The organism is Hydrogenophaga sp. (assembly GCF_019264445.1).
Classification (GTDB): domain Bacteria; phylum Pseudomonadota; class Gammaproteobacteria; order Burkholderiales; family Burkholderiaceae_C; genus Hydrogenophaga.
Map to the genome: position 1 here is coordinate 1 of NZ_JAHVAB010000059.1, position 15684 is coordinate 15684.

15 protein-coding genes and 1 riboswitch are annotated in these 15684 nt (G+C 69.2%); of the genes, 8 read left to right on the top strand and 7 right to left on the bottom strand.

Features of this window, described 5'->3' with window-relative positions; genetic code table 11:
* Positions 1 to 499 (top strand): aldehyde dehydrogenase family protein (locus KXJ60_RS11770; protein ID WP_291127508.1); only part of this gene is annotated, 499 nt, incomplete at its 5' end.
* 153 nt (positions 500 to 652) lie between these two features.
* On the opposite strand, the gene KXJ60_RS11775 is transcribed toward KXJ60_RS11770, so the two are convergent.
* The 3 genes from KXJ60_RS11775 to metH all read right to left on the bottom strand — a co-directional run bounded on the left by KXJ60_RS11775 (position 653) and on the right by metH (position 4165).
* Entirely contained in the window at positions 653 to 1054 is a 402-nt protein-coding gene (locus KXJ60_RS11775; RefSeq protein WP_291127511.1) for a DoxX family protein, read from the bottom strand.
* Positions 1055 to 1181: 127 nt separating this feature from the next.
* Positions 1182 to 1415, bottom strand: coding sequence for a hypothetical protein (locus KXJ60_RS11780; RefSeq protein WP_291127514.1), 234 nt, complete (start codon positions 1413 to 1415; stop codon positions 1182 to 1184).
* Positions 1416 to 1426: 11 nt separating this feature from the next.
* Complete coding sequence (gene metH, locus KXJ60_RS11785; RefSeq protein WP_291127517.1) at positions 1427 to 4165, bottom strand: methionine synthase; 2739 nt, start codon at positions 4163 to 4165, stop codon at positions 1427 to 1429.
* Between the two features lie 30 nt (positions 4166 to 4195).
* Positions 4196 to 4293: riboswitch (S-adenosyl-L-homocysteine riboswitch) on the bottom strand.
* Positions 4294 to 4358: 65 nt separating this feature from the next.
* On the opposite strand from metH, the gene KXJ60_RS11790 reads away from it, so the two are divergent.
* The 5 genes from KXJ60_RS11790 (at position 4359) to KXJ60_RS11810 (ending at position 10176) form a co-directional block, all read left to right on the top strand.
* Positions 4359 to 5951 (top strand): sigma 54-interacting transcriptional regulator, encoded by a 1593-nt coding sequence (locus KXJ60_RS11790; RefSeq protein ID WP_291127520.1) that lies wholly within the window; start codon positions 4359 to 4361, stop codon positions 5949 to 5951.
* A gap of 216 nt (positions 5952 to 6167) precedes the next feature.
* Positions 6168 to 7058, top strand: coding sequence for a sulfurtransferase (locus tag KXJ60_RS11795; RefSeq protein ID WP_291127523.1), 891 nt, complete (start codon positions 6168 to 6170; stop codon positions 7056 to 7058).
* A 43-nt stretch (positions 7059 to 7101) separates the two neighbouring features.
* Positions 7102 to 7671 (top strand): OsmC family protein, encoded by a 570-nt coding sequence (locus KXJ60_RS11800; protein WP_291127526.1) that lies wholly within the window; start codon positions 7102 to 7104, stop codon positions 7669 to 7671.
* 55 nt (positions 7672 to 7726) lie between these two features.
* Positions 7727 to 8878, top strand: coding sequence for an acyl-CoA dehydrogenase family protein (locus KXJ60_RS11805; RefSeq protein ID WP_291127529.1), 1152 nt, complete (start codon positions 7727 to 7729; stop codon positions 8876 to 8878).
* Positions 8875 to 10176 (top strand): FAD-dependent oxidoreductase, encoded by a 1302-nt coding sequence (locus KXJ60_RS11810; RefSeq protein WP_291127533.1) that lies wholly within the window; start codon positions 8875 to 8877, stop codon positions 10174 to 10176. The genes KXJ60_RS11805 and KXJ60_RS11810 overlap by 4 nt, the downstream gene beginning before the upstream one ends.
* Before the next feature lie 14 nt (positions 10177 to 10190).
* Here KXJ60_RS11810 and KXJ60_RS11815 read toward each other — a convergent pair whose 3' ends face one another.
* Entirely contained in the window at positions 10191 to 10592 is a 402-nt protein-coding gene (locus KXJ60_RS11815; protein WP_291127537.1) for a transcriptional regulator, read from the bottom strand.
* A 126-nt stretch (positions 10593 to 10718) separates the two neighbouring features.
* Here KXJ60_RS11815 and KXJ60_RS11820 point away from each other — a divergent pair, with 126 nt between their 5' ends.
* The gene (locus KXJ60_RS11820; protein ID WP_291127540.1) at positions 10719 to 11495 is read left to right on the top strand and encodes a hypothetical protein; all 777 of its coding nucleotides are present in this window, start codon (positions 10719 to 10721) and stop codon (positions 11493 to 11495) included.
* Between the two features lie 12 nt (positions 11496 to 11507).
* Here the strand turns inward: KXJ60_RS11820 and KXJ60_RS11825 are convergent, their stop codons facing one another.
* From KXJ60_RS11825 to KXJ60_RS11835, 3 genes are all read right to left on the bottom strand, one after another.
* Positions 11508 to 12551: an RNA methyltransferase gene (locus KXJ60_RS11825; RefSeq protein WP_291127543.1), complete on the bottom strand. Its 1044-nt coding sequence runs from the start codon at positions 12549 to 12551 to the stop codon at positions 11508 to 11510.
* Positions 12552 to 12553: 2 nt separating this feature from the next.
* Positions 12554 to 13723, bottom strand: coding sequence for an NAD(P)/FAD-dependent oxidoreductase (locus tag KXJ60_RS11830; protein WP_291127545.1), 1170 nt, complete (start codon positions 13721 to 13723; stop codon positions 12554 to 12556).
* 92 nt (positions 13724 to 13815) lie between these two features.
* Positions 13816 to 14706 (bottom strand): LysR family transcriptional regulator, encoded by an 891-nt coding sequence (locus KXJ60_RS11835; protein ID WP_291127548.1) that lies wholly within the window; start codon positions 14704 to 14706, stop codon positions 13816 to 13818.
* A 101-nt stretch (positions 14707 to 14807) separates the two neighbouring features.
* On the opposite strand from KXJ60_RS11835, the gene KXJ60_RS11840 reads away from it, so the two are divergent.
* Positions 14808 to 15680, top strand: a complete 873-nt coding sequence (locus KXJ60_RS11840; RefSeq protein ID WP_291127551.1) for a pirin family protein — start codon at positions 14808 to 14810, stop codon at positions 15678 to 15680.
* The last annotated feature ends 4 nt before the right edge of the window (positions 15681 to 15684 follow it).

Genomic DNA, 15684 nt, shown 5'->3' on the forward strand with positions numbered 1-15684 from the left:
GGGCGACGGCCTGACCGAGGGCACGCAGATGGGCCCGCTGGCCAACCCGCGCCGCGTCACGGCCATGGCCGAGTTCACGCAGGACGCCGTGGAGCGCGGCGCCACGCTGGCCACCGGCGGTGGGCGCATTGGCGAAGCGGGCAACTTCTGGCAGCCCACCATCCTGACCGACGTGCCGCTGAACGCGCGCGTGTTCAACGACGAGCCCTTCGGACCGATGGCCGCGGTGCGCAGCTTCAACACGCTGGACGAAGCCATCGCCGAGGCCAACCGCCTGCCCTACGGCCTGGCCGGCTACGCATTCACCCGCTCGCTGAAAAATGCCGATCTGCTGGCGCGCCGCGTCGAGGTGGGCATGCTGTGGGTGAACATGCCCGCCATGCCGTCGGCAGAAATGCCGTTCGGCGGCATCAAGGATTCGGGCTACGGCTCCGAGGGCGGCCCGGAGGCGATGGAGGCCTACCTGAACGCCCGCGCCGTTTCCATCATGAATGTTTGAGGGAGTCACCCCCCTGCGCCGCTGACGCGGCTTCCCCCCTCTGTGGCGCGCCTGCGGCGCTGCGAGGGGGGACGACACCTTGGGCAGGCGGAGCCGGACCCTTGGTGTCCCTGGAGGTCGCTGCCTCCTTGGCGAGTCGCCGCGCTGCGGTGTTTACCCTTTGTTCGGGCCCAGTCGGTTGGTGAAGGCCACCACCAGCGCGGTCATGAAGAAGAAGGCCTGCAGTTCGAGGCGCCAGCCGCCGGTGTTGGTGATGTCGAACCAGTGGCCCATGTGCGCCAGGCCCACAGCCACGGCCATGTTGATGGCGATGATCAGCGCCGCCGGCACCACCCACACGCCCGCGAGCAGCAGCAGCGGGGCCACCAGCTCACCGATGTACACGCCATAAGCCAGCAGGCCGGGCAGGCCCTTGCCCACCAGCATGCCTTCGATGCCGCTCACGCCGCCGGTGACCTTGGCCCAACCGTGAAAGATCATCAGGATGGCCAGCGTCCAGCGCAGCAGAAGGACGCCGAAGCGGGGTTGGTTGAACAGGTTGTTGAGTGCGTTCATGTGGGAGAAATAGTCAAAGCGTCCGCAGCAAAAAGGGACGTACCGAAGGCAGAGCCACTGCCGCGCGAAGAGGTTCCCGGTAAGAGGTTCCCGGTGTGTGGCCCGGCAGCGCGTCAGCGGTGAACGATCAGCGGCCTTGCCGCCGCTTCCAGTCCTGGTACCCGCGCCATCCCCACAACGCCACGCACCCGGCCCCCAGCACGAGCGACAACCAGCCCAGGCCTGCGGAGCCCGCAATGATGTCCCGCAGTTCGGGCGACTGCAGGCGGTGGGGCGCGATCAGCACGAACAGGCCGATGAAAGCAAACAGCGCGGCTTTCCACAGCAGGTCGTCGTTGGGCCGCGGCTTTTTCGCGTTCATCTTGCCCGTCCTCACAGGTTCGGCGCGAGCCAGCGTTCGAGCTCGTTGCGCGCCACGGCGCTGCGCTCGGCCAGGTCGTCTACCTGGTCTTCGCCGATCTTGCCGACGTTGAAATACGTGCTCTGCGGATGCGAAAGGTAGAAGCCGCTCACACTGGCCGCCGGCGTCATGGCCAGGCTCTCGGTGAGGCCCATGCCGATGTCTTCGCACTGCAGCAGGTCGAACAGGGGGCGCTTGACCTGGTGGTCTGGGCAGGCAGGGTAGCCCGGTGCCGGGCGGATGCCCTGGTACTTTTCCTGGATGAGGTCTTCGTTGCTCAGCGCTTCGTCCGCCGCGTAGCCCCAGAGGTCGGTGCGCACGCGGTGGTGCAGGCATTCGGCCAGCGCCTCGGCCATGCGGTCGGCCAGGGCCTTGAGCATGATGGCGGAGTAGTCGTCGAGGTCGTCGATGAACTGCTTTTCCTTCTTCTCCACCCCCAGGCCCGCCGTGACGGCGAACACGCCCACGTAGTCGTTGGCCACGCCCTTGGGTGCAACGAAGTCCGACAGACAACGGCTGGGCCGCATCACGCCTTCGAACTCGTGCTTCTCGGTCTGCTGGCGCAGGCCGTGCCAGGTCAGCGCCACTTCGCTGCGGCTCTCGTCGGTGTAGAGCTCGATGTCGTCGTCGCGCACGCTGTTGGCCGGGTACAGGCCCACCACCGCGCTCGCGCTCAGCCAGCGCCCTTCGATCAGGCGCTGCAGCATGCGCTTGCCATCGCTGAACACGCGGCGCGCTTCTTCGCCCACGATCTCGTCTTTCAGGATCTCGGGGAACGGACCGGCCAGGTCCCAGGTCTGGAAGAACGGGCCCCAGTCGATGTACTTCGCGATCTCGTGGAGGTCGAAGTTCTTGAACACGCGCTTGCCGATGAACTTCGGCTTGGCCGGCGTGAAGGCGGCCCAGTCGATCGGTGTCTTGTTCGCGCGCGCCTTCTCCAGCGGCCACAGCGGCACCTGCTTCTTGTTGGCGTGCTGGGTGCGCACCTTCTCGTAGTCGGCGCGCAGCTCGGCGATGTAGGTGGCGGCCTGGTCGGACAGCAGGCCCTGCGCCACGCTCACGCTGCGCGAGGCGTCGGGCACATAGACCACCGGGCCTTCGTAGTGCGGCGCGATCTTCACCGCCGTGTGCACGCGGCTGGTGGTGGCGCCACCGATCAGCAGCGGAATGCGGCGCTCGCGGAAGTGCGCGTCCTTCTGCATCTCGCCGGCCACGTACTGCATTTCTTCCAGGCTGGGCGTGATCAGGCCCGACAGGCCCACGATGTCCGCGCCCTCGGCCTTGGCCATGGCCAGGATCTCGTGGCAGGGCACCATCACGCCCATATTCACCACCTCGTAGTTGTTGCACTGCAAGACCACGGTGACGATGTTCTTGCCGATGTCGTGCACGTCGCCCTTGACGGTGGCGATCACGATCTTGCCCTTGGGCTTGGCGTCGCCGCCGGCCGCTTGCAGCGCCAGCTTTTCGGCTTCGATGTACGGCAGCAGGTGGGCCACGGCCTGCTTCATCACGCGCGCGCTCTTCACCACCTGCGGCAGGAACATCTTGCCCTGGCCAAACAGGTCGCCCACCACGTTCATGCCGTCCATGAGCGGGCCTTCGATCACGTGCAGCGGACGGCCGCCACCGGCCTCGATCTCGCGCCACATTTCTTCCGTGTCTTGGGTGATGTGGTCGTTGATGCCGCGCACCAGCGCGTGCGACAAGCGCTCGCGGATCGGCAGCGCGCGCCACTCGTTCTTCTTGGTGTCGTCCTTGGCCGAGCCCTTGGCGTTCTCGGCCACTTCCACCAGGCGCTCGCCGGCATCGGGCCTGCGGTTGAGCACCACGTCTTCCACCCGCTCGCGCAGCTCGGGCTCCAGCTCGTCGTACACGCCCACCATGCCGGCGTTGACGATGCCCATGTCCATGCCCGCCTGGATGGCGTGGTACAGGAACACGGTGTGAATGGCCTCGCGCACCGGGTCGTTGCCGCGGAAGCTGAACGACACGTTGGACACGCCGCCGCTCACCTTGGCGCCGGGCAGGTTCTGCTTGATCCAGCGCGTGGCGTTGATGAAGTCCACCGCGTAGTTGTTGTGCTCCTCGATGCCGGTGGCAATCGCGAAGATGTTGGGGTCGAAGATGATGTCTTCGGGCGGGAAGCCCACCTCGTCCACCAGCACGCGGTACGCGCGCTCGCAGATCTCGACCTTGCGTTCGTAGGTGTCGGCCTGGCCCTTTTCATCGAAGGCCATCACCACGGCCGCCGCGCCGTAGCGTTTGACGAGCCGCGCCTGGCGCTTGAATTCGTCCAGGCCTTCCTTCATGGAAATGGAGTTGACGACGCCCTTGCCCTGCACGCAGCGCAGCCCGGCCTCGATCACGTCCCACTTGGAGCTGTCCACCATCACCGGCACGCGCGCAATGTCGGGCTCGCCCGCGATCAGGTTGAGGAAGCGCACCATGGCGGCCTTGCTGTCGAGCATGGCCTCGTCCATGTTGACGTCGATGATCTGCGCGCCGTTTTCCACCTGCTGGCGCGCCACGGCCAGCGCGTCTTCGAAGCGCCCCTCCAGGATCATGCGGGCGAAGGCCTTGGAGCCAGTGACGTTGGTGCGCTCGCCCACGTTGACGAACAGGCTGCCGGTGTCCACGCGCAGGGGCTCCAGGCCGGAGAGCAGCATGGGCGGAACGTGGACGGACGACGGGGAAGCGGTATCGGACATGGGACTCACCAAGGCAGTTTGCGAAAAACAGACCGGTGAGCGCCGTTTGGGCCTGTTCGCGCCCACTCAAGCCTGACGCACGGTGGGGGCTGTAAAAGCCCGCCGGCGCTGCAACGCTCCTTGAGAAGCGGCGATTTTAGCCCGGCAGCGCGCCGGGCATGGCGCTGGTGTGATGTTTGCTTGCCCGAAACACATGTCCCACCGCTCCGACCCCGACGCCCACGGCACCGACTGGCACGCCCAGGAGCTGCTGCTCATGCGCGAGGTGATGAAGCTGGTGGGCCGCAGCCTGGCGCCAGCCTTTGTGCTGCGCGAAATGCTGCACCTGATGAGCGAGCTGCTCGGCCTGAACCGGGGCCGTATGGTGATTGCCGGTGAGGTGCGCGATGGCGGCGAGCGCACGGCGGCGGTGCGCCACGCCTATGGCCTCACGGCCGAAGAGGTGCAGCGCGGCATTTTCAAGTGGGGCGAAGGCATCACCGGGCGCGTGCTGGCCACGGGGCTGCCCGCCATCGTGCAAGACGTGGACGCCGAGCCGCTGTTTCTGTTTCGCACCGTGCCGCGCGACCGGCTGCCGCCGCAAACGGTGTCGTTCATCGCGCTGCCGATCGACGTCAACGGCGCCACCATCGGGGTGCTGGCTTGCCACCGCATCCGCAGCCGCCAGCGCCACCTCAACGACGACCTGGCCGTGCTGCGCATCCTGGCCACGCTCTCGGGCCAGCTGCTGCAGCTGGAGCAACTGGTGGCTGACCAGACGCGCCAGCTGGTCGCGCGCAACGCCGCGCTGGCCCGCGCGCTGGAGACCGCCAGCGCACGCTACGGGCTCATTGGCCAATCGCCCGCGCTGCTGCAGGCGCTGGGCGAGCTGGAGCGCGTGTCGCAGTCGCAGGCCACGGTGCTGCTGTTGGGCGAGTCGGGCACGGGCAAGGAGCTGTTTGCGCGCGCGGTGCACCTGGCCAGCGGCCGGCACGACCAGCCGTTCATCAAGGTCAACTGCTCGGCGATTCCTGACACGCTGTTCGAGTCCGAGCTGTTCGGCTACGAGCGCGGCGCCTTCACCGGGGCACACTCCGCGCGCGCCGGCTGGTTTGAGCAGGCCAACGGCGGCACCATCTTTCTGGACGAGATCGGCGAGCTGCCGCTGGCCATGCAAAGCAAGCTGCTGCGCACGCTGCAGGAAGGCACGCTGGTGCGCCTGGGCGGCACGCGCGAGGTGAAGGTGAACGTGCGCTTGGTGGCCGCCACCAACCGCGACCTGGCGCAAGAGGTGCAGGCCGGGCGCTTCCGCCAGGACCTTTATTACCGCCTCAACGTGATCCCGATCCGCCTGCCCAGCCTGCGCGAGCGCGGTGAAGACATCCGCGCGCTGGCGCTGCATTTCGTGAACCGCGCCAACCAGACGCACCAGCGCAACGTGAACCTCGCCCCCGACGCGCTGGCGCGCCTGCAGGCGCACGACTGGCCCGGCAACATCCGCGAGCTGGGCAACCTGATCGAGCGGCTGGTGCTGCTGGCCGACCACACGCTGGTGACCGCGGCCACGCTGGAGCGGTTCATGCCGCAGGCCACGCAAGCGCCCAACGCGGCACTGGGCCACCACGCACCAGCGCCCGCCGACGCGGGTGCGCTGGTGCGCGGCTACCAGAGCGCGCAATCGCACAGTGCGCAGTCGCTGCAGAACGCCTTGGCGCAGCACCAGGGCAACCAGTCGCGCGCGGCGCAGAGCCTGGGGCTCACACTGCGGCAATTCGCCTACCGCCTGCGCAAGGCCGGGCTGCGCTGAGCAAGCGGCCAATGTGTTGACAAAGTGTCGACACATTGCGAAGTGCAGAGCGTCTCCAGCACCGCTGAGTCCGATGTTTTGCTATCTACTTAATAGCAATTTCGTCAATAGAAACAACGCCTTTAAAGGTTTGCAAGGCGATACCAGCCACCTGGCACGCAGGTTGCGGTAGAGACCTCAGGCAATCCCGCCTTCCGCCACTTCCGCGAGGTCTCCATGAGCATTGAAGCCACCCTGATCGCCCCCGCACAGCTTGCTGCCCTGCAGTCGTCCGAATCCGTGGTCGTCATCGACACGCGCGATGCGGACACCTTTGCCGCCGGTCACATTCCCGGTGCCGTGAACCTGCGCGAGGTGTTCACGTATCTGGCCACTTCCACACCCGAAGGGCTGGAGGCGCTCAAGGCGACCTTTGCCAGCGCACTCGGCGCCGCCGGCCTCTCAGGCAAGGAAACGGCCGTGTTTTACGAAGACGCGATGAACAGCGGCTACGGCCAGTCGTGCCGTGGCTACTACCTGCTGACCTGGCTGGGCTACCCCAAGATCAAGGTGCTCAACGGCGGCTTCAGCGCGTGGAAGGCTTCGGGCCTGCCCGTGTCCACCGAAGCGGTCACGCCCACGCCCGCCACCTTCCCCGAGCTGCCCACCGCCGACGTGATGCTCACCCAGGCCGACGTGCAGGCCGCGCTGGGCACCGACACCGTGCTGCTGGACGTGCGCGACGTGGACGAGTGGATCGGCGACAGCTCCTCGCCCTACGGCAAAGACTTCGCCCCGCGCAAAGGCCGCCTGCCCGGCGCGAAGTGGGTGGAGTGGTACCGCTTCATGAAACCGTCGGCCCAAGGCCCGGTGTTCAAGACGCCCGACGAAGTGAAGGCCGAGTGCGCCACCGCCGGCATCGCGCCCGACGACACCGTGTACCTCTACTGCTTCAAGGGCGCGCGCGCGTCCAACACTTTCCTCGCGCTCAAGCAGGCCGGCTTCAGCGACGTGCGCATGTACTTCGGCTCTTGGAACGAGTGGTCGCGCGACGACAGCCTGCCCATCGAGACCGGCCTGCCCGTGGCCAAGTCCACCAAGAAACCCGCGCTGGCACTCGCTGCCTGAGCCCGGCCCCACGCCCTTTCCCGTTCAACACCCTGGAGACCCCATGTCCGCCACCGACACCCTCGAACCCACCGCCCCCGTGACCACCGTGAAGGCCTACCTGCGCCCGATCGATGGCACCGGCCTGGCTGCCTTTGCCGCCAAAGGCAAAGCCAACCCGGCCAGCCGCGGCACCAACAAGGTCCACACCGTGATGGAGGGCCAGTACCGCTCGCTGTCGTATGTGGGCCAGCACGCGCCGGTGGTGGTGGACGAGCCCCTGCACCTGTTCGGTGAAGACACCGCGCCGGCGCCAGGCGAGATCGTGCTCTCCGGGCTGGGCGGCTGCCTGGCGGTGGGCATCACGGCGGTGGCGACCTGGAAGGGCGTGAAGCTGAGCAAGCTCGAGGTGTTTCTGGAAGGCGACATCGGCAACCCCGCCGCGTGGGGCGCTGGTGGCGCGCTGGAGAAAACGCCGCCCGAGATGGGCTTTCAGGCGATCCGCGTGAAGGTGCTGGTGGAAGGCGATGCGACGCGCGAGGTGCTCGACGAAATCGTGCAGCACGCCAACTTCTATTCGCCCGTGGCCAACAGCATGCGCAACCCGATTCCTTTCGAGATCGCGCTGGCCTGAGCCCTTCCTCGTTCGCCCTGAGCCTGTCGAAGGGCTCACCCACCTTGGAGCCTGCATGAACCCGAACGACCTGCCCCGCGAGCTGACCCACGAAACATCGGCCGACGAGCTGATCGCTGCCGTGCGCGCCGTGGCGCAAGGTCCGCTGGCCGCCGTGGTGGAAGCCTGCGACCGCGACGGCGTGTACCCGCGCGAGGTGCTGCAACAGCTGGGCGCGCTGGGCGCGTTCAGCGCGCACCTGGACGCACCCGCGGGCCGGGCCGACTACGGCCTGGCGATCCGCGCCATGGCCGAGGTCTCGCGCGTGTGCGGCGCCACCGGGTTCATGGTGTGGTGCCAGCTGGTGTGTGGCCTGTACATGCAGGCCAGCGGCAACCCCGCGCTCGGTGGCGATGCGCTGAAGGCCCTGGCCAGCGGCGTGTCGCTGGGCGGCACGGCCATGTCCAACCCCATGAAGAGCTACGCGCAGATCGAAAGCCTGCTGCTCAAGGCCACGCCCGTGGAAGGCGGCTACCTCGTGAGCGGCAGCCTGCCCTGGGTGAGCAACCTCGGCCCGGGCCACGCCTGCGGCGCCCTCGCCGCCGTGGTGGACGCAGACGGGCAACCGCTGGGCCGCGAAGCCATGTTCCTGCTGCGCTGCGACGCGCCCGGCGTGGAGCTGCGCGAGTGCCCCAGCTTCTCGGCCATGGAGGGCACGGGCACCTACGCCCTGCGCCTCAAGGACGTGTTCATCGGCGCGGGCGAGCTCATGGCCGAGCCGGCCAAGCCGTTCATTGCGCGCATCCGCGCCGCCTTCGTCATGCTCCAGTGCGGCATGGCCGTGGGCGTGACGCAAGGCGCCATCGATTCCATGTGGGCGGTGGAGGCGCAACTGGGCCACGTGAACCAGTTTCTGGAAGACCGGCCCGATGCCCTGCAAGCCGAGCTCGACGCGCTCACCGAGCGCGTGATGACGCTGGCCCAGACGCCCTTCAACACCTCGGTGGAGTTCTTCATCGACGTGCTCGACGCGCGCGCCCACGGCGCCGAGCTGAGCCTGCGTGCCGCGCAGTCGGCGCTGCTGCACCAGGGCGCGCGCGGCTACCTCATGAGCTCGGACGTGCAGCGCCGCGTGCGCGAGTCGCACTTTGTGGCCATCGTCACGCCCGCCATCAAGCACCTGCGCAAGGAAATCGCGCGGCTGTCGGCCGAGGTGATGCCCGCATGAACACCTTTCTTGCCGAACCCCAGCCCACCCCGCCGTTCGGGCTGAGCCTGTCGAAGCCTTCGCCAGACGTGGCCGAGGCGGCGCTCGCCCCGTACCAGCAATACATCTGCGACGCCTGTGGCTACATCTACAACGAGGCCGACGGCGACCCCGACGGCGGCCTGCCCCCCGGCACGCGCTACGCCGACATTCCCGACGACTGGGCCTGCCCGCTGTGCGGCGTGACCAAGGCCGACTTCTCGCCCTACACCCCGCCCTCGCTCGACGCCTTGCGCGCCGGCATCACCCACAGCGCGCCGGTGGCCGCACGCGGCGCAGCCGGCGTGGTGATCGTGGGCGCGGGCCGAGCAGGCTGGCAGATGGCCGAAGCCCTGCGCGCGCTCGACGCGCACCTGCCCATCACCGTGGTGACCAACTGCGCCGGCGACGTGTACGACAAGCCCATGTTGTCGATCGCGATGGCGCGCGGCCTGGCGCCCGAATCGCTCGCCCGCGAACGCGGCACCGACGCTGCCGCTCGCCTGCGCGTGCGCCTGCTCGCCCACACGCAGGCCGTGCGCATCTGCACCGACACGCGCACGCTGCGCACCACGCGCGGCACGCTGAAATACGACCGGCTGGTGCTCGCGCACGGCGCGCAGGCGGCCTTGCCACCCGCGCTGCCCGCTGAACTGTGCTGGCGCATCAACCACCTGGGCGCGTACCAGCGCCTGCGCGCCGCGCTGGGCGACTCGCCCAGAGACGTGGTCATCGTCGGCGCGGGCCTCATCGGCAGCGAGCTCGCCAACGACCTCGCACTCGGTGGCCACCGCATCACGTTGCTCGACGTGCAGGCCGCGCCCCTAGCGCGCTGGCCCGCCGAGCAGGCCGGTGCGCCGCTGCTGGACGCCTGGAAAGACCTCGCGATCCGCTTCGTGGGCGGCGTGCAGGTGGCGCAGCTCGAACAGGTGGCGGGCCGCTACCGCCTCACCACCACCTGCGGCCAGCGCTTCGCGGCCGACCAGGTGATTGCCGCCACCGGCCTGCAGACGCCGCCGCGCCTGGCAGAAAGCGCACAGCTGGCGTGGCACAACGGCATTGCGGTGGACGCCGCCACGCTGCGCACCAGCAACGACCGCATCCACGCCATGGGCGATTGCATCGCCATCGACGGCCAGCCCAGCCGCTTCATCGAACCCATTGGCCGGCAAGCCCGCGCCATCGCCGCCCACATCTGCGGCGCTTCACCCGCGCCCTACGAGCCGCGCGCGGCGGTGGTGCGCGTCAAGACCACGTCGAGGCCGCTGACGCTGCACTGAGCGCGCCGAACGCCTCAGCCCTTGGGTTTGGCGTGCACCTGCGCCAGCGCCATGACGATCTCGCGCACCAGCTTGCGCTGCGGCGCGGGCAGGCTCAGGAACGCGTCAAACACCTCGCGCTCCTGATACCCCGCACCGGCGTCCCAGCGCTGGCGGTGCTCCTCCACGCGGTGGCGCACGGCCTGCCCAAAGCGCAGCACCTCCGGCTCCACCTTCAGCACTTCGGCGAGCACCAGCAATTTGTCCTGCGCGGGAATGGCCTCGCCCCGCAGCCAGCGCGAAGCCGCCTGGAACGACACCGAGCGCCCCCAGTAGTGGGCGTTGAACACGTTCAGCAGCACACCGGGCCGCGGCTCCAGGCCGGCCGCCTCCATGGCGTGGCGCAGGCGTTGGGCGAATTCGAGCTTGTGTTCCATGCACCGAACGCTAGTTTTCGGCGCCACAGTGCGTCAACGTCATGTTGTACGATGAATTCACGAATTGATTGAATTCATCAACCAAGGGCCGGCGCTCATGACCGGACCCCGCCCAGGGAGGGCAGCATGACCATTTCGATCAAAGACCTGTGCACCGGTCTGGAGGCGGGCACGGCCGAGGTGCTCCAGCGCGCCACGCCGGCGACGGCAGAACTGCTGCGTTGGTGGTTCGGCCGTGCCCCGGTGCAAGCGCGTGCCGGCCTGAACTTCTCGCCCGCGCAACGGCGCGCCCTGCTGGGCGTCATCGTGGCACACGAGCTGGGCATCGGCCGGGCGCCGCCACCCGGGGCGCTGACGGTGCCCCTGCGCGCGGGCGAAGGCCGGGTGCGGGTGCTGCTCGCGCTGTTGTCATGGCAACTGCTCAACCAGCACGACGCGCAGGCCTCGGGCGTCGACGATCCGCGCTTCACGCGCCACCTCATGGTGGTCGCACCGCATCCGGCCACGCACGAGCGTCTCCTCGTCGCTCTGTGCGGCCAGCCGCTGCCCGGTGGCCACGGCGCGCGCGACTTCGGCGCATCGGATTGGGTGCGCATGGCCGAGCTGCTGTTGCCGCCCCACCGCCGTGACACCGTATGGCGCCTGGTGTGCGCCAGCGTCTGCAGCGGCACGCGCATCGCCAGTCATGCTGCCGACGAAGGCGTCATCGCCATCACCGGCGGTCGGCTCGACGCGCTGGAGTGCCTCGCGCGCTGGCCACAGCTGATGGTGCTGGACGACGACAGCGGCGTGCGGCCCGCGCGCGCCCGTGGCTTCTCGCCTTGCGCCTGGCGCGAGCAGCTTCACCGCATGCTGGCCACGCGCGAGGGGCATGGCCTGCATGTGGTGTTGGCGGGGCGCTGAGGGCCTGGCGCGTCAGTGGCCCGCCGGGGTCGACCGCAGCGCGATCACGCGCCGCGCCGGCTTCTCGGCCCGCGCGCGCAGCTGGCCGCAGCCGCCGTCCACGTCCTGCCCGGCGGACTGGCGCAACTTGGTGAGGATGCCGCGCCGGTGCAGGCGGCGCGCGATGTCGGCGGCGCGCTCGCCGCTCGGGCGGCGGTACGGCAGCTCGTCCACGGTGTTGTACGGAATCATGTTGAGGATGGCGTACTTGCCGTGCAGCAGGCGCACGAGGCCCTCGATCTCGTCGTCGCCATCGTTGATGCCTTCGAGCAGCGTCCACTGGTACTGAATGGGGTAGTCGGTGGCGCGCGCATAGCGCTCGCCCGCGTCCACGAGTTCTTCGGGTGTCATGCGCGGCGCACGCGGCAGCAGCTGTTCGCGCAGGTCGGCCCGGGTGGTGTGCAACGAGAGCGCCAGCGCCGGCTTGACGCGGCCCTGCGGCAAGGCCTCGAACACGCGCGGATCGCCCACGGTGGAGAACACCAGGTTCTTGTGGCCGATGTTGCCCACCGTGCCCAGCAGGTCGATGGCCTCCATCACGTTGTCCAGGTTGTGCGCGGGCTCGCCCATGCCCATGAACACCACCTTCTTCACCACGCGCCGCGTGCGCGCCAGCGCCACCTGCGCCACGATCTCGGCGCTGCCCACCTGCCGCACCAGACCGCCCTGCCCCGTCATGCAGAACACGCAGCCCACCGCGCAGCCCACTTGCGTGGACACGCACAGGCCGTCGCGCGGCAGCAGCACGCTCTCCACCGTCTGCCCATCGGCCAGCGCCACCAGCAGGCGCGCCGAACCGTCGTCACCGGGGTGCTCGGACACCAGGCGCGCCAGGCCCGCGAGCTCGTCGCTCAAGGCCGGCAGCGCGGCCACCAGCGTGGCCGGCAGAAAGTGCGACACCTCGCGCCGCCCGCTCGTTTGCGGCAGCGCCTGCGACCACAGCCGCAGCACGCGCTGCGCGTGGCGCGGGTTGGCGCCCAGGGCCTGCAGGCGCTCGCGGAGGTGTTCGATGCGCATGGTCACGACCCGGTGGCGCGGTCGCCCGCGAGCACTTGCGCCACCTCGCTGGCCAGCGCGAGGCTGGCCGTGATACCCGGGCTCTCGATGCCGAACAGCTGCACCAGACCCGGCAGGCCATGGCGCGGCGGGCCGCTCACCTCGAAGTCGTTGGCGTCCAGCCCCGGCCCGCCTTGCGCCAGCTTGGGCCGGATGCCGCTGTACGCGGGTTGCAGCGCGCCGTCGGGCAGCTCGGGCCAGTAGCGGCGGATGGCGTCGTAGAAGGCGTCGGCGCGCTGCGGGTCCACGCGGTAGTCGGGCTGGTCGTGTGCGGCCAGCGCGGGGTCGAGCGCTTCGGTGTCGGGGCCAAAGCGCGCCTGGCCACCCATGTCCAGCGTGAGGTGCACGCCCAGCCCACCGCCAGAGGGCACGGGGTAGATCAGCCGGCTGAAAGGCGCGCGGCAACCACTGAGCGAGAAGTAGCTGCCCTTGAGCCACAGCGCGGGCGGAATGTGCGCGGCGTCCAGGCCTTCGATGCGCGCGGCCACGTGCTGCGCCTGCAGGCCCGCGGCGTTCACGAGCCAGGTGCAGTCCACCTCGAACGCTTCGCCGTCGCTGCCGCGCGTGCGCACCCGCCAGTGCGGGCCCACGCGCTCGGCGCCCACGAACTCGGTGCAGGGCGCCAGGGCGGCGCCCTGCGCTTCGGCCTCGCCCTGCAGCGACAGCATGAGCGCGTGCGTGTCGACGACGCCGGTGGACGGCGACCACAGCGCGCCCACGCAGCGCAGGGCGGGCTCCATCGCCTGCACCTGCGCAGCGTCCAGCCACTGCAGGGCGTCGTCGGGCGTGGTCAGGCCGTTGGCGTGCGCGCGCTCGGCAATGGTCTTGAGCGCGGGCAGCTGCGCGGCTTCGGTGGCCACGATGAGCTTGCCCGTGCGGCGGTGCGCCACGCCGTGCTCGACGCAGTAGTCGTACAGCTGGCGCCGTCCCTGCACACAGCTGCGCGCCTTGAGCGTGCCCGCCGCGTAGTACATGCCGGCATGAATGACTTCGCTGTTGCGCGACGAGGTGCCGGTGCCGATGGCGTCTTCGCGCTCCAGCACGAGCAGCGGGCCGTGGGGCGCGAGTTCGCGCGCGATCGCCAGTCCCACCACACCGGCGCCAATGACAACGGTTTGGACGTGATCAGCCATGGCAGGTGGCGCCGCGGCGGCGCGGGAAAGAGGGCACAACAGGGTTCATGAAAGGACTCGGCAGAGGGACGCGGGCCACGAGCTTAGCCGCCTCAGCGCTCGAAAAGGGCAGACAGCGCTGGCCCCGCCTCATCGATGAAATGGCGCAGCTTGGCCGGCACGAAGCGCTGGCCGGGGTACACGAGGTGGATGGGGTCGGTGCGCGCGTGCCAGCCGGGCAGCAGCGGCACCAGCTGGCCATGCCCCACGTCGCGGCGGCACACGTAGTCGGGCAGCAGGGCCACGCCCTGGCCGTCGAGCGCGAGCTGGCGGATGAGCCGCATGTCGTTGGCGGCAAAGGCGCTGCGCAGCGGCACCTGTGCACGCGCCTTGCCTCGGGTGAGCGTCCAGCGGTCGCGCCCCAGCGGGCTGAAGCACAGCGTGGCGTGTTGTGTGAGGTCTTTGGGCACTCGCAGGGCGGGGGCGCGCGCCAGGTAGTCGGGGTGGGCAAAGGGCGCCCAGCGCGCCTGCCCGATCTGGCGCGCGACCAGGCTGGAGTCGGCCAGTTCACCGGTGCGCAGCGCCACGTCCAGCCCCTGCGCCACCAGGTCCAGGCGCGCGTCGGAAAACACCAGTTCGATCGACACGCCCGGATGCCGCGCGCGGTAGGTGCTGAGGATGCCCAGCAGCTGCTCGTCGCCCATGTCGATGGGCAGCGTGATGCGCAAAAGGCCTTGCGCCTCGTGCCGGCCGGCATCGATCTGGGCCTCGGCCTGCAGGATGTCCTCGAGCCCGCGCGCGGCCTGGTGCAGGTAGGCCTGGCCGGCCTCGGTCAGGCGCAGGCGGCGCGTCGTGCGCTGCAGCAGCGTCACGCCCAGGCGCTTTTCCAGCCGCGACACGCGCACGCTCAGGGTGGAGGTGGGCATGCCCAGCAGCCGCGCGGCGGCGCTGAAGCCACCGGCCTGCGCCACGCGCACAAACACCAGCGTGTCGTTCAGGTCCATGGTGTGATTGTTCAGCTCATTGAAAAATGATTTGCGATCTTACCGACTTATCACCCGCCGCCATGCCCGGTACAGTGCACCTTCAACCAGGAGATCACCGCATGAAAACCGTTTCCTTCATCCAGCGCAACGCCGGCGGCCACTGGGTCGGCGATGGCTTCCCCGTGCGCAACATGTTTTCGTACAACGACCGGCCCGAGCGCTTCTCGCCCTTCCTCATGCTCGACTACGGCGGCCCCACGCGCTTTGAGCCCACCACGAAGCAGCGCGGCGTGGGCCAGCACCCGCACCGGGGCTTCGAAACCGTGACCATCGTCTACGACGGTGAGGTCTCGCACCGCGACTCCAGCGGCGGTGGCGGCACCATCGGCCCCGGTGAAGTGCAGTGGATGACGGCGGCGGCCGGCATCGTGCACGAGGAGTACCACGGCGAGCGCTTTGCCAAGACCGGTGGCGCGTTTGAAATGGTGCAGCTCTGGGTGAACCTGCCCGCGCGCGACAAGATGGCCGCACCCGGCTACCAGGGCATCACGCGCGACCAGATCCCGCAGGTGGATCTGGCCGACGGCGCCGGCGTGGCGCGCATCATCGCGGGCGCATTCCAGGGCCAGACGGGACCGGCCCGCACCTTCACGCCCATGCAGGTGTGGGACCTGCGCCTGAAGGCGGGCCACAGCGTGACGCTGCCCGCCGCCGAGGGCCACACCACGGCACCCCTGGTGCTGCGCGGCCGCCTGCGCCTGGCCGATGGCCAGGAAGTGGGCCCGGCGCAAATGCCGGTGTTCTCACGCGATGGGCAGGACGTGCGCTTCGAGGTGCTGGAAGACGCCACCGTGCTGTGGCTCACCGGCGAACCCATCGACGAGCCGGTGGTGGGGTATGGTCCGTTCGTGATGAATACCGAGGCCGAGATCCACCAGGCCTTCGCCGATTTCCAGAGCGGCAAGATGGGTCGAATTACGGCTGAAGCCTGAACAG

Excerpts from the sequence above, each read along its gene's own strand:
- KXJ60_RS11775 (WP_291127511.1), bottom strand. The coding sequence starts at position 1,054 with ATGAACGCACTCAACAACCTGTTCAACCAACCCCGCTTCGGCGTCCTT.
- KXJ60_RS11780 (WP_291127514.1), bottom strand. The coding sequence starts at position 1,415 with ATGAACGCGAAAAAGCCGCGGCCCAACGACGACCTGCTGTGGAAAGCC.
- metH (WP_291127517.1), bottom strand. The coding sequence starts at position 4,165 with ATGTCCGATACCGCTTCCCCGTCGTCCGTCCACGTTCCGCCCATGCTG.
- KXJ60_RS11790 (WP_291127520.1), top strand. The coding sequence starts at position 4,359 with ATGTCCCACCGCTCCGACCCCGACGCCCACGGCACCGACTGGCACGCC.
- KXJ60_RS11795 (WP_291127523.1), top strand. The coding sequence starts at position 6,168 with ATGAGCATTGAAGCCACCCTGATCGCCCCCGCACAGCTTGCTGCCCTG.
- KXJ60_RS11800 (WP_291127526.1), top strand. The coding sequence starts at position 7,102 with ATGTCCGCCACCGACACCCTCGAACCCACCGCCCCCGTGACCACCGTG.
- KXJ60_RS11805 (WP_291127529.1), top strand. The coding sequence starts at position 7,727 with ATGAACCCGAACGACCTGCCCCGCGAGCTGACCCACGAAACATCGGCC.
- KXJ60_RS11810 (WP_291127533.1), top strand. The coding sequence starts at position 8,875 with ATGAACACCTTTCTTGCCGAACCCCAGCCCACCCCGCCGTTCGGGCTG.
- KXJ60_RS11815 (WP_291127537.1), bottom strand. The coding sequence starts at position 10,592 with ATGGAACACAAGCTCGAATTCGCCCAACGCCTGCGCCACGCCATGGAG.
- KXJ60_RS11820 (WP_291127540.1), top strand. The coding sequence starts at position 10,719 with ATGACCATTTCGATCAAAGACCTGTGCACCGGTCTGGAGGCGGGCACG.
- KXJ60_RS11825 (WP_291127543.1), bottom strand. The coding sequence starts at position 12,551 with ATGCGCATCGAACACCTCCGCGAGCGCCTGCAGGCCCTGGGCGCCAAC.
- KXJ60_RS11830 (WP_291127545.1), bottom strand. The coding sequence starts at position 13,723 with ATGGCTGATCACGTCCAAACCGTTGTCATTGGCGCCGGTGTGGTGGGA.
- KXJ60_RS11835 (WP_291127548.1), bottom strand. The coding sequence starts at position 14,706 with ATGGACCTGAACGACACGCTGGTGTTTGTGCGCGTGGCGCAGGCCGGT.
- KXJ60_RS11840 (WP_291127551.1), top strand. The coding sequence starts at position 14,808 with ATGAAAACCGTTTCCTTCATCCAGCGCAACGCCGGCGGCCACTGGGTC.